Annotated in this window: 13 protein-coding genes; 5 read left to right on the forward strand and 8 right to left on the reverse strand. The window is 66.9% G+C overall.

Going from position 1 to position 12,671, the window contains the following annotated elements; all coding sequences use genetic code 11:
* Positions 1-45: 45 nt before the first annotated feature.
* A complete protein-coding gene (locus AC07YH_RS24370; RefSeq protein ID WP_494749488.1) occupies positions 46-828 on the reverse strand; it encodes an SDR family NAD(P)-dependent oxidoreductase in 783 nt (260 codons plus the stop codon).
* A 71-nt stretch (positions 829-899) separates the two neighbouring features.
* Between AC07YH_RS24370 and AC07YH_RS24375 the strand changes: the two genes are divergently transcribed.
* Both AC07YH_RS24375 and AC07YH_RS24380 read left to right on the forward strand, forming a co-directional pair.
* On the forward strand, positions 900-1,310 hold the full coding sequence (locus AC07YH_RS24375) for a YkvA family protein (RefSeq protein WP_494749489.1): 411 nt from the start codon (positions 900-902) through the stop codon (positions 1,308-1,310).
* Between the two features lie 8 nt (positions 1,311-1,318).
* Complete coding sequence (locus AC07YH_RS24380) at positions 1,319-1,786, forward strand: nuclear transport factor 2 family protein (RefSeq protein ID WP_494749490.1); 468 nt, start codon at positions 1,319-1,321, stop codon at positions 1,784-1,786.
* Here the strand turns inward: AC07YH_RS24380 and AC07YH_RS24385 are convergent.
* From AC07YH_RS24385 to AC07YH_RS24395, 3 genes are all read right to left on the reverse strand, one after another.
* Positions 1,783-3,003: a hypothetical protein gene (locus tag AC07YH_RS24385; RefSeq protein ID WP_494749491.1), complete on the reverse strand. Its 1,221-nt coding sequence runs from the start codon at positions 3,001-3,003 to the stop codon at positions 1,783-1,785. The genes AC07YH_RS24380 and AC07YH_RS24385 overlap by 4 nt on opposite strands.
* A 150-nt stretch (positions 3,004-3,153) precedes the next feature.
* Positions 3,154-3,672: a GNAT family N-acetyltransferase gene (locus AC07YH_RS24390; protein ID WP_494749492.1), complete on the reverse strand. Its 519-nt coding sequence runs from the start codon at positions 3,670-3,672 to the stop codon at positions 3,154-3,156.
* Entirely contained in the window at positions 3,669-4,130 is a 462-nt protein-coding gene (locus AC07YH_RS24395) for an SAM-dependent methyltransferase (protein ID WP_494749493.1), read from the reverse strand. Before AC07YH_RS24395 ends, AC07YH_RS24390 begins: the two co-directional genes overlap by 4 nt.
* 70 nt (positions 4,131-4,200) lie before the next feature.
* Here AC07YH_RS24395 and AC07YH_RS24400 point away from each other — a divergent pair, with 70 nt between their 5' ends.
* Complete coding sequence (locus AC07YH_RS24400; RefSeq protein ID WP_494749494.1) at positions 4,201-5,382, forward strand: class I SAM-dependent methyltransferase; 1,182 nt, start codon at positions 4,201-4,203, stop codon at positions 5,380-5,382.
* Here the strand turns inward: AC07YH_RS24400 and AC07YH_RS24405 are convergent.
* Complete coding sequence (locus tag AC07YH_RS24405; protein ID WP_494749520.1) at positions 5,358-5,528, reverse strand: hypothetical protein; 171 nt, start codon at positions 5,526-5,528, stop codon at positions 5,358-5,360. The genes AC07YH_RS24400 and AC07YH_RS24405 overlap by 25 nt on opposite strands.
* A gap of 29 nt (positions 5,529-5,557) precedes the next feature.
* On the opposite strand from AC07YH_RS24405, the gene AC07YH_RS24410 reads away from it, so the two are divergent.
* Entirely contained in the window at positions 5,558-6,961 is a 1,404-nt protein-coding gene (locus AC07YH_RS24410) for an amino acid permease (protein ID WP_494749495.1), read from the forward strand.
* Between the two features lie 63 nt (positions 6,962-7,024).
* Here AC07YH_RS24410 and AC07YH_RS24415 read toward each other — a convergent pair whose 3' ends face one another.
* Positions 7,025-7,318 (reverse strand): GIY-YIG nuclease family protein, encoded by a 294-nt coding sequence (locus AC07YH_RS24415; protein WP_494749496.1) that lies wholly within the window; start codon positions 7,316-7,318, stop codon positions 7,025-7,027.
* A 125-nt stretch (positions 7,319-7,443) separates the two neighbouring features.
* On the reverse strand, positions 7,444-9,264 hold the full coding sequence (gene glmS, locus AC07YH_RS24420) for a glutamine--fructose-6-phosphate transaminase (isomerizing) (RefSeq protein ID WP_494749497.1): 1,821 nt from the start codon (positions 9,262-9,264) through the stop codon (positions 7,444-7,446).
* Between the two features lie 160 nt (positions 9,265-9,424).
* Here glmS and glmM point away from each other — a divergent pair, with 160 nt between their 5' ends.
* Positions 9,425-10,771, forward strand: a complete 1,347-nt coding sequence (gene glmM / locus AC07YH_RS24425; RefSeq protein WP_494749498.1) for a phosphoglucosamine mutase — start codon at positions 9,425-9,427, stop codon at positions 10,769-10,771.
* Here glmM and AC07YH_RS24430 read toward each other — a convergent pair.
* Positions 10,768-12,477 carry a hypothetical protein gene (locus tag AC07YH_RS24430; RefSeq protein ID WP_494749499.1) on the reverse strand — a complete coding sequence of 570 codons (1,710 nt, stop codon included), beginning with the start codon at positions 12,475-12,477 and terminating at the stop codon, positions 10,768-10,770. The two genes, glmM and AC07YH_RS24430, sit on opposite strands and share 4 nt — an antisense overlap.
* Positions 12,478-12,671 lie beyond the last annotated feature (194 nt).

Raw genomic sequence — 12,671 nt, forward strand, 5'->3', positions numbered from 1 at the left:
CCCCCACCCAACCCTCCCCCATCCAGGAGGAGGGCTTTTTATTGCCTAGCGCGGCGCCATGCGGATGCCGCCGTCGAGACGCACGTCCTCGCCGTTGAAGTAGCCGTTGGTGATCATGGTCACCGCCAGTTGGGCGTACTCTTCCGGATTGCCCAGGCGCTTGGGGAACGGCACCGAGGCGGCCAGACCCGCCTTCACCGCTTCCGGCGCGCCGTTCATCAGCGGGGTGTTGAAGATGCCCGGCAGGATGGTGTTGACGCGGATGCCCTCGCCCATCAGGTCGCGGGCGATCGGCAGGGTCATGCCGACGACGCCGCCCTTGCTGGCCGAATAGGCCGCCTGGCCCATCTGGCCGTCCTCGGCCGCCACAGAGGCGGTGTTGACGATCGCGCCGCGCTCGCCGTCTTCCAGCGGCGCCAGGTCCAGCATGCCCTTGGCCGACTTGGCGATGCAGCGGAACGTGCCGACCAGGTTGATCTGGATGATGCGGTCGAAGGCGTCGAGCGGGAAGTGCTTGGTCTCGCCGGTGGTCTTGTCGCGGCTGGCGGTCTTGGCCGCGTTGCCGGTGCCGGCGCAGTTGACCAGCACCCGCTCCTGGCCGTGGGCGGCGCGAGCCTTCTCGAAGCCGGCGTCGACATCGGCGTCGCTGGTCACGTTGACCTTGCAGAACACGCCGCCGATCTCCTTGGCGACTTCCTCGCCACGGGTCTCGTTCATGTCGAAGATGGCGACCTTGACGCCTTGGGCGGCGAGCGCGCGGGCGGTGGCTTCGCCGAGGCCCGAAGCGCCCCCGGTGACGACGGCGGCGACGGTGTTGTCGAGTTTCATGGACGTTTCCCTGTTCTTCGCTTTTGGAGGGCTTTGCGTTTAGGATCGGCTTTGAGTGAGGGTTTAAACCGATGAGCCGCGACGCCAAACCGTCCCCCGACGTAAACGTCAACGAGGTGCTGGATCCGAAGAAGGCGCTCGCGCCCGTCACGGTGCGCGTCAACGAGGAGCGGGTCCAAAAGGGCTTCCTACCCAAGATCCGCAAGGTCGCCGCCAAGGTCCCCTTCGCGGCCGACGCCCTGTCGGTCTGGTGGGCCGCCCGCGATCCCGAGACCCCGACGGCGGCCAAGGGCATGATCTTCGCGGCCCTGGCCTATTTCGTGCTGCCGACCGACGCCATCCCCGACATCCTGCCGGCCATCGGCTTCACCGATGACGCCGCCGTGTTCGCGGCCCTGGTGGCCATCCTCGGCAAGACCCTGAAACCCCGCCACAAGGAAGCGGCGCAAGCGTTCCTGACGCGCCTGTCCGACGACGACTAGGATCCGCCATGCCCTTCGCCGCCCTGATGCTCGCCGCCGCTCTGGCTCAAGGCGCCGCGCCGCCGCCGTCCGCCGATGCCGAGGACAAGGCCGTGCTGGCCACGGCCCAGGCCTTCTTCGACGGCATGGAGAAGACCAGTCCCGAAGCCCTGCGCGCGGTGACCCTGCCCAACGCCCAGTTCATGGGCGTGCGCACCGGCGCCGACGGCATGGTCAAGATCAACCGGGTCGCCTTCGAGGACAGCTTCGGCAAGCACCTGGATCCCGGCATCAAGGAATGGATGTGGTCGCCCGTCATCATCCGCCGCGGCCCGATGGCCACGGTCACCGCCCCCTACGAGGTCAGCAAGGACGGCAAGACCATCCACTGCGGCATCGACGTCTTCACGCTGGTGAAGGCCGACGGGGCCTGGAAGGTCGCCAGCATCAGCTGGACCGCCGAACCCAACGCCTGCCCCGAGCTGCGCAAGCTCTAGCCGGCGTAGTTGTACTCGGTCGCTCCGAAGTGGCCCACGAGGCTGACCTCGAAGATGTTGCCGGCGTTGCCGGCCAGGCCGACCAGGAAATTGTCGTTCGACTTCGCGTAGAGGCCTAGATCGGACTTGGCCGCCTCGGCCAGCAGCCAGCCGACCATGGCGGCCTTGGTCCCGATCCCGCCCACGCCATCGCCGCCATAGCTGCCGAAATAGTCCGCACGGCCGTCGACCAGGGCATGAAGCTTGGCGTCGGTCGGGGTCCCACCGAAGATGGTCTTGTACGCCTCGCGCGTCGCATCGAAGAGGCTGAGCGCCGCGTACTTGGCCGCGAAGGCGTCCTTGCCCTCGCCGACCTTGCCCAGATTGACCGCGAAATTGATGTAGCGGTTCTCCAGATTGAAGCTCTGGTAGTAGGCGCTGTTGAGGTTGCTGGCGTTCGGGCCCGTCGCCGAGACCAGATAGTCGAACCCCGCCTGGCTGGGCAGCTTGCCGGTGAAGAACTGATAGCTGAGCGTCGCCACCGTGGTGGTGGCGATGGCGGCGTCGAAGATCTCGGCCTTGGCCGCGCTCGCGCTCTTGACGCCCGCCGCGACCAGATAGGGCAACTCGTTGGACGTGCTGGACCGCAGGACGCTCTTGACCGCGATCAGCGTCGGGACGTCGATGAACTGGAGATCCAGGGTTTTGTCCGCGAACTGGATCTTCTCGACGCCTCGGACCTTGTCCGCGCCCAGGCCGTCCGATCGACGGTCGGCGATGGTCCACTCGCCGGCGTTCAAGGACAGCGCGAAGTTGGTGAAGGCCGCGTCGTAGACGACGGTGTCGGTCCCGGCCCCGCCATTGATCGTGTCGTTTCCGTTTTCGCCGTAGATGATGTCGTCGCCCGCCCCGGCGTTGATGACGTCGTTTCCCCGAAAGCCGCGAAGGACATCGCCGCCGTCGCCGCCCACGATGGTGTCGTCGCCCGTGAGGAAATAGGCCACGATCCCCGCGTAGCTCCCCGACACCAGGAGTTCGCCGAGCAGGATCGCGTTTGCAGATATCTCAGTGAACCGCGCGGCGATGGCGCTTCCGTCGTAGATCGTCAGCTCCGTCACCGAGCCGGTCATCGGGTAGCCATTCGCGGCGTAGGTCAGGTCTGTTCCGAGGAAAACCCCGCGCAGACCGCCGTCGTCGATCTCGAACCGGGTGGACGTATGGACGTCGGGTCGCGGCACGGGAGGGCCCGCCGCGAACAGCTGTGAAAAATCGAAGGTGTATCCCGGGCCTACGGAAAAGTTCGCCAAGTCCGCCCCCACCACAAGGTCATGACCGCCTTCGTCGCTCACCTTTAGATAGAGTTGCGGCCGGTCTGGCAACCCGCCGCCTTAGCCGACCCGGAACCGCAGGATCCCCCCGTTCCACAGGGTGTCGTCGTGGTCCTCCTCGACCAGATCGCGGACGCCCGGATAGCTGGCCGCCGCGCGACGCCAGAAGCTCAGGGCCCCGACGTTGCGGCGGACCACGGCGGCCTCCCAGACGCCCCAGGCCGTGCCGAACAGGGCGTGGGCGGCGGCCAGCCCAACCCCGCGCCGGCGATGCTTGCGGGCCACGAAGAACTCGGCCACCGCCCGGTCGATGGGGCTGCGCGAATGGGCCACGTCGTTGACGAGGGCGAAGCCGACCGGCAGGCCGTTGATCCGGAACAGCCACGCCTCGCGCATCGGGTCGGTCCAGTAGGTCTCCAGGCCCGGATAGCCGGAGAAGCGCCCATCCGGTTCCAGCTCACCCTCGACCTCGCGATCGAACCACAGCTCCGAGAAGTCGTGGATGTAGAACTGCATCAGGTTGGCGACGATCGGCGCTTCGTCGGCGCCGGCCCTGGAGACGACGAGGCCGTGCTTCACCAGTACTTCTCCATGATCTCGCGCGCCCAGGCCGGCTCGCGGTGACGCCCGCGCGGGGAGAAGCCGCTCATCACCGGCTTGATGTCCAGCACCGGCGTGCCGTCGATGGCGTCCAGGCCCTTGACCTCCAGCACCCGGCCATCGACCGCGATGATCTCGCAGATCGTGACCCCGATGCGGTTGGGCCGGTTCTTGCCGCGCTGGGCGAAGATGCCGATGCGCGGCCAGTCCTTGTTGCCGCGCGGGTGGCGCGCGCCGGTGACGATCTGGTCGTCGGTGACCTTGTCGAAGACATAGACCACCTCGGCGTGGCTGAAGGTTTCCAGCCCCATCAGCGCCTCGTCGTCGAAGCGCGCCGGGTCCAGCACGATGCACGCCAGGCTCTGACCCCAGTCGTCATCCTCAGGGACCGCCCGGCCGCCTTCAACCCGCCCGATCGGCGTCATCTCGATCGACATGTGCTTTCCTCCCCATGACAGACATGTGCGGCAGGTTGTCGCGGCCGAACTTGTGCTTAAGTTGGTCCCCATGATCGAAGCCCTGCTCTCCAAAATGATCAAGACCGGCGATTTCACGGCGCACCTGCCGGGAGGTCGGGTCATCAAGGCCGGGGACGGCACGGGACCGCCCGTGGCGATCCGCATCAACGCCCGGGGCCTGCGCCGGCTGGCCAATCCCAGCCTCGGCCTGGGCGAAGGCTACATGGAAGGCGACATCGTCTTCGAACAGGGGACGATCGACCAGTTGCTGACCATCGTCGGCGAGAGCGGCGGGCGTAAACCCAAGCGCGGCTCGGCCCTGACCCGCTTCCGCAAGGCGCTGAAGCGGCGCATCCAGCAGGTCAACGACCGCGTGGCTTCGCGCAAGAACGTCTCGCACCACTACGACCTGTCGAACGACCTCTACCGCCGGTTCCTCGACACCGACATGCAGTACTCCTGCGCCTATTTCGAGCGTCCGGACATGACGCTGGAAGAGGCCCAGGAAGCCAAGAAAGCCCTGATCGGCCGCAAGCTGCTGATCCAGCCCGGCATGAAGACGCTGGACATCGGTTCGGGCTGGGGCGGTCTGTCCATGACCCTGGCCAAGGACTTCGGGGCCCAGATGACGGGCGTGACCCTGTCGACCGAGCAGCTGGCCCTGGCCAAGGAGCGCGCCGAGAAGGCGGGCCTGGCCGACAAGACCGACTTCCGCCTGACCGACTATCGCGACCTCGACGAGAAATTCGACCGCATCGTCTCGGTCGGCATGCTGGAACACGTCGGCGCGCCGAACTTCCGCACCTATTTCGAGACCATCGCCAAGCTGCTGGACGAGGACGGCGTGGCTTTGGTCCACTCGATCGGCAAGATGCACGGGCCGGGCGCGACCAACGCCTTCACCCAGAAATACATCTTCCCCGGCGGCTATATCCCCGGCCTGTCGGAGATCGTCACGGCGATCGAGCAGGCCGGCCTGTGGATCACCGACGTCGAGATCCTCCGCCTGCACTATGCCGAGACCTGCCGCATCTGGCGTGAGCGGTTCATGGCCAATCCGGACATCCCGACCATGTTCGACGCCCGCTTCCGGCGGATGTGGGAGTTCTATCTGGCCGGCGCGGAATTGGGCTTCCGCCACGGCGGCCACATGGTCTTCCAGATCCAGCTGGCCAAGAAGCGCGACGCCGCGCCGCTGACGCGGGACTACATGCTGAAGGCGGCCGGGTGACTCCCAACACATCTCCCCACCTTGTCATCCCGGAAAGCGCGTAGCGCTTGTCCGGGACCCAGGGGCCGACGCAGTGCCGTTGCCCCTGGGTCCCGGCTCTCCGCTTCGCTGCGGCCGGGATGACAAGGTTGGGTCGATGAGGCTATAGCGCCGCCTTGATTTGCAAGGAGCCGCCATGGCCCCGTTCCGCGCCGCCGACCTCCTGCGCCGCAAGCCCGTCGTCCAGATCGAGGGCGAGCATCCGCCCGAAAGCCTGCCGCGGACCATCGGCCTGTTCCAGCTGACCATGCTGGGCGTCGGCGCCACCATCGGCACCGGCATCTTCGTGGCCCTGACCACGGCCGTGCCCGCCGCCGGTCCGGCGGTGATCCTGTCGTTCGTGCTGGCGGGCATCACGGCCGCCCTGACCGCCCTGTGCTACGCCGAGCTGGCCTCGACCATCCCGGTTTCGGGCTCCTCGTACTCCTACGCCTACGCGACCCTGGGCGAGTTCGTCGCCTTCATCGTCGGCGCGTGCCTGCTGCTGGAATACGCCGTCTCGGCCTCGGCGATCGCGGTCGGCTGGGGCCAGTACCTGAACGAGATGCTGGTCGACCTGATCGGGGTGAAGATGCCCGACGCCATCGCCAAGGCTCCTGGCGCGGGCGGGGTGTTCAACCTGCCGGCCGTGGTGCTGGTCGGGGCCTGCATGGTGCTGCTGCTGCGCGGCGTGAAGGAGTCGACGACCATCAACGCCATCCTGGTGGTGCTGAAGCTGCTGGTCCTGCTGTTCTTCGTGGTCATCGCCTTCAGCGGCTTCCATGCCGGCAACCTGACGCCGTTCATGCCGATGGGCGTGGCGGGCGTGGGCGCGGCGGCCTCGTCGATCTTCTTCTCGTATATCGGCATCGACGCGGTCTCGACGGCCGGCGAGGAGGTCAAGGACCCGCGCAAGACCCTGCCGCTGGGCATCGTGCTCAGCTTGCTGATCGTCACGGCCGTCTACATCCTGGTCGCCCTGGCCGCCGTCGGGGCCCAGCCCTGGACGGAATTCAAGGGCCAGGAAGCCGGGCTGGCGGTGATCCTGCGCAACCTGACGGGCCAGGCCTGGACCTCGCTGATCCTGTGCGTCGGGGCGATCGTCTCGATCTTCTCGATCACGCTCGTGGTCATGTACGGCCAGACGCGGATCCTCTACGCCATGAGCCGCGACGGCCTGCTGCCCAAGGTGTTCCAGCGCCTGCATCCGAAGACCCGCAGCCCGGACCTCAACACCTACATTGTCGCCGCCTTCATCGCGGTGCTGGCGGCGTTCGTGCCGCTGGACGTGCTGGTGAACCTGACCAGCATGGGCACGCTGATCGCCTTCGCCATCGTGTCGCTGGGGGTGATCATCCTGCGGCGGACGCAGCCGGATTTGCCGCGCGGGTATCGCGTGCCGCTGTATCCGGTGGTGCCGGTGCTCAGCGTGGCGTTCTGCGGATACCTGATCGTGGGACTGCCGCTGGATACGTGGGCGCTGTTCGCGGTGTGGGTCGCGGCCGCTTGCGCGATCTACTTCGGGTATTCGCGGAAGAATTCGGCGCTGAACCAGACCTGATACCAAAAACCCCGCTCATCCCCGCGAAAGCGGGGGACCCAAGCTGCGCTGGCGGAATAGTGCTCAGCAGTTCAGGGTCTCGGACAGGTCGGACCACGTGGGGTTCAGCGCCTCGATCAGCTGGATCTTCCATGCGCGGTTCCATTTCTTGATCTGGCGCTCGCGGATGAACGCGGCCTCCCGCGTCTCGCCCATCTCGTACCAAACGAGCCGATCCACACCGTACTTAGATGCGAAGCCTTTACGGAGCTTCTGTTGATGCTCCCAGATGCGGCGAGCAAGGTCATCGGTGTGGCCGCAGTACAGTGTGCCGTATGGCCTGCTGGCCAGCAGGTAGACACAGAACATCTTGTCCATGATTGCTCTCGCATCATGGAACATATCATGAACTTATATCACCCGATCTCGCAACCGGAAAGTCGGCTTGGGTCCCCGCTTTCGCGGGGATGAGCGGAGTTTGGTTTAGGGCGGAACGGTTGGCGTTATTCCACCGTCACCGACTTCGCCAAGTTCCGCGGCTGGTCCACATCCGCGCCCTTCACCACCGCCACGTGGTAGGCCAGCAGCTGGATCGGGGCCGACATCACCAGGGTCGAGACCAGCGGGTCGCTGGCCGGCGCCGTGACCACCACCTTGGCCCCCGCCGGCGCGTGCTTCACGCCTTCGGTGTCGGTGATGAAGATCACCTGCCCGCCGCGGGCCATGACCTCGCTCATGTTCGAGGCGGACTTCTCGAAATAGCTGTCGTGCGGGGCCAGGATGACGATGGGGGTCTGGTCGTCCACGAGGGCGATCGGGCCGTGCTTCAGCTCGCCGGCGGCGTAGCCCTCGGCGTGGATGTAGCTGATCTCCTTCAGCTTCAGCGCGCCTTCCAGGGCCAGGGCCGACATCGGGCCGCGGCCCAGATAGAGCACGTCCCGCGCCTTGGCGACGTCGGCGGCGATCTCCTTGATGGCGTCTTCCAGGCCGATGGCCTCGGCGATCAGGCGGGGAGCTTCCAGCAGCACCTTGACCAGGCGCTGCTCCTCGGTCGCGTCGATGGTCCCGCGCGCCGCGGCGGCGGCGATGGCCAGCGAGATCATCACGCTGACCTGGGCGGTGAAGGCCTTGGTCGAGGCCACACCGATCTCGGGACCACAGTGGATCGGCCAGACCACGTCGACCTCGCGGGCCATCGTGGACTCCTGGGCGTTCACGACCACGGCGCTCTTCATGCCCTTGGCCTTGCAGTAGCGCAGGGCCGCCAGGGTGTCGGCGGTCTCGCCCGACTGCGACATGGCGATGACCAGCGAGCCCGGTCGCAGGGCCGGCTGGCGGTAGCGGAACTCCGAGGCGATCTCGACATCGACCGGCAGGTCGGCCAGCTGCTCGATCAGGTACTTGCCCACGACGCCGGCGATATAGGACGTGCCGCAGGCCACGATCTGGATGCGCTCCAACTTGGCGAAGTCGATGTCGCCCGGCACCGACGCCTTCGAAGCCAGGGTGTCGACATAGGCCGCGATCGTGCGCTGGCAGCCCTCGGGCTGGTCATGGATCTCCTTCTCCATGAAGTGCCGATAGTTGCCCTTCTCCAGCATCACCGCCGAGGTCGGCACCACGCGGACCGGACGGATCACGGCCGCGCCGGTGGCGTCGAAGATCCGGTAGCTGTCGTGGTCCAGGGCCACGTAGTCGCCCTCGTCCAGATAGACGACGCGGTTGGTGAAGGGACCCACCGCGAGCGCGTCCGAGCCCAGGAACATCTCGCCCTGGCCTTCGCCGACCACCAGCGGGCTGCCGCGACGCGCGCCCAGGATCAGGTCGTTCTCGCCCTCGATCAGCACGGCCAGGGCGTAGGCGCCGGTCAGGCGGTCCAGCGTGGCCTTGAAGGCGTCCAGCGGCGGCAGGCCGGTGGCCAGCTCGGCGTCGATCAGGTGGGCGATGACCTCGGTGTCGGTGTCGCTGGAGAACGTGCGGCCGGCGGCGGCCAGCTCGGCCTTCAGCTCGGCGAAGTTCTCGATGATGCCGTTGTGGACCAGGGTGACGCGGCCGGCGGTGTGCGGGTGGGCGTTCTGGACGTTCGGCGCGCCGTGGGTGGCCCAGCGGGTATGGCCGATGCCGGTCTCGGCGATCAGCGGATCCTCGGCGACCACGGCTTCCAGGGCTTTGATCTTGCCCTTGGCCCGGCGGCGCTCGACCTTGCTCCCCACGACCCCGGCGATGCCCGCCGAGTCGTAGCCCCGATATTCGAGCCGCTTGAGGCTCTCGATCAGACGCTCGGCGACGGGTTGTTTTCCGACGATGCCGATAATGCCGCACATGGGCCATGATCCCTTGTAGAACGCGTCGACAGGACTATCCCTATCCACGCGAGGATTTCGAGAGCGGCCTTTAGCACCGGCTAAACATCCCCTCCCGTAAATCTGCATTTCGGATCGTTTCGCGTCCGAAGCACGGCCCTAAAGAGACCAGACGAAGACCATGAGCAAGCGCGCCTATTTCGGCACCGACGGCATCCGGGGCCAAGCCAACAAGCACCCCATGACCGCCGAGGTCGCCCTGCGCGTCGGCCTCGCCGCCGGCAAGCTGTTCCGCTCGCAGGACGAGCGCCGCCACCTGGTGGTGATCGGCAAGGACACCCGACTGTCGGGCTACATGATCGAGCCCGCTTTGGTGGCCGGCCTGACCAGCGTCGGCATGGACGTGCGACTTTTTGGCCCACTGCCCACGCCGGCCGTCGCCATGATGACCCGCTCGATGCGCGCCGACCTCGGGATCATGATCTCGGCCAGCCACAACAATTTCGCCGACAACGGCATCAAGCTGTTCGGCCCGGACGGCTACAAGCTCTCCGACGCCCAGGAGCTCAAGATCGAGGCCCTGATGGACGAGGGTCTGCAGGAGGGCCTGGCCGAGCCTCGTGAGCTGGGCCGCGTCAAGCGGATCGACGACGCCCAGGCCCGCTATATCGAGATCGTCAAGGCGACCTTCCCGCGCCACCTGAACCTGTCGGGCCTGCGCATCGTCATCGATTGCGCCCATGGCGCGGCCTACAAGGTGGCTCCCGAGGCGCTCTATGAGCTGGGCGCCGAGGTGTTCACGGTCGGGGTCGCCCCGAACGGCACCAACATCAACGCCGAGTGCGGCTCGACCCATCCCGAGACCATGGCCAAGATGGTCCGCGAGTACCGCGCCGACATCGGCATCGCGCTCGACGGCGACGCCGACCGCCTGGTGATCTGCGACGAGAAGGGCGTGGTCGTCGACGGCGACCAGATCATGGCCATCATCGCCTCGGCCCTGGCCAGCGCCGGGACCCTGAAGGGCGGCGGCGTCGTGGCCACGGTGATGTCGAACCTGGGCCTCGAGCGCCAGCTGAACGGCCTGGGCCTGACCCTGGAGCGCACCGCCGTCGGCGACCGCTACGTCATGCAGCGCATGCGCGAAGGCGGCTTCAATGTCGGCGGCGAGCAGTCGGGCCACCTGATCCTGTCGGACTTCTCGACCACCGGTGACGGCCTGATCGCCGCCCTGCAGGTGCTGGCGGTGATGATCCAGACCGGCAAGCCGATGAGCGCCCTGGGCCGTCAGTTCGAGCCCGTGCCGCAGCTCTTGGAAAACGTCCGCTTCGCCGGCGGCAAGCCGCTGGAAGCCAAGAGCGTCAAGGAAGCCATCGCCGATGGCGAAGCCCAGCTGAACGGCGCCGGCCGCATCGTCGTGCGCGCGTCCGGCACCGAACCGCTGATCCGCATCATGGCCGAGGGCGACGACCCGGCTCTGGTGAAGAAGGTCGTCAAATCGATCGTCTCGGCCGTGAAGGCGGCCTAGCCGCGCTTGATGTCCCTGAAGGCCGCCGCATAGCGCCCCACCCCGTCCAGGACGGGCGCCATGCGGCTGCCTTCCTTGCTCAGCGCCTCGGACAGCTCGGCCAGCGCCGGCCCGACGCCGGGCAGCATGATGTCCTCCAGCGCCTGGGCCCTCAGTGGCTCGACCCGCTTGCCGGCCGAGACCGCCTTCTTGATCCGATCGGCGTCGTCGAGGCTGGCGCGCACCAGCCCGCCCAGGATCATATCCTCGATCAGCTCGAACGGCGGACAGGTCAGGCACGGCCACGGCTCGTGCGGCCACAGCTTCTCCAGCTCGCGATAGGGGAAGCGCAGCTCGTCCAGCAGGTCGAAGATCACCTGGGTGATCCAGCAGGGGCCATAGGTCCTGACGATCCACTTCCGCAGCACGCGGCCCATGTCCAGCGTCGACACGCGCGGCGAATATTCCTGGAAGCCGGGATACTGGAAGTGGCTGATGAAGGTCGTGAAATAGAGGCAGCGCGTCGTGTAGCCGGGCGGGCTGAGCCAGACGGCCAGATTGATGTAGTAGCGGCTGATCTTGTCCCAATCGACGCCGCCCGCCGCGCGGAAGTCGTCGATATTGACGTCGAACCAGTGGTGCCAGGTCGAGTCGGTGGCCACCCGTCCGACGCCCGCGGCATGGCCGTCATAGACGCTGATCATCGGGAATTTGGGCCGGGCCGGCTGTTCGTGCTTGGTGAAGACGTAGGGCGGCGATCCCAGGGTCGAGCCGTAGGCGATGACCAACGGTCCGGGCGTGGCGCCGCCGCCCGTGGCGTCCGGATATTCCCGCTTGGGCCCGCCGCCGAAATTGTAGGTGGCCGCCAGATCGACGGTTCCGGTGTCGTGGCACAGGCCCTCATGTCCGTGATCGGGCATGATGTTGATCGGCCCCAGGGTGGGATGGCACAGCACGGGATGCGGGCGCGTCTTCTGGATGAAGGCCCCGATCCGGTGCGTCTGCCAGGGCGTCCACTGGATCGGCTGGGGCGTCAGGTCGCCCTGGTTGCCGGTGTTGTCCAAGGCGAGCGGTCCGCCGGGCCAGCCCGGCTCGTAGGCGGGCGACGGCGGCCGCAGCGTGTCGATGCGGTCGGGGGTGTCGATCGGCGGCACGCCGTCGGCGTTGGTCCAGCGCCGCATCGAGCAGATGCGCGGGATCTTGTGGCACATCGAGGCGCCCAGATAGTCGTGGTCGCCGGTGGCGAACAGCCCGCCCTTCTTGGTCTCCATCCAACTGGCCAGATAGGCCAGCTCGGTATTGGTGGCGGCCGTCGGATGGGCGTCGATATTGGAGTCCGGCCCGCCGAAATTGTCGGGATCGAAGCCGAAGCACCAGATCTGCTCGTAGTGGTCGATAACGTGCGTCCCGCCACTGGCCATGTCGAAGCGGAAGCCCGTGTACTTGGGGCCGTAAGGCGTGGGCGAGGCCACGACGGCCGGCGCCGAGCCGTTGCGCAGGGCGATGTCGACGCGGAAGCGCATGCAGCCGACGCCCGAGGCCCGGATCAGTTCGATGACCCGACCGACGCCGAAGCCGCCGCCCGGGACCGTGGAGATGGCCGTGTCGACCACCACCAGGATCTCGACCACCGTGTTCAGCCGCAGCACCGGCTTGAGGAAATCGGCCAGATGATCGGCCAGGACGGGATTGATACGTTGAGACGCCAGGATATCGGTAAGGGGCATTGCGATGTCTCCGATCGGTTGCGGTTCGACGCCTCGGGATCGGGGCGGCGACCGGCTTCGACGCACGCGACAGCAACAACCGCGCCCGGTGGGGCGCGGAACCTGGATCAGACGATGACTTGAAATTGGGGACTTGAAATCGGGGCGCGCACTTTCGCGCCAAGCTAAACTACCACCACATATCGCGTGATGGT

This window comes from Caulobacter sp. GW456-12-1-14-TSB4, assembly GCF_059424195.1.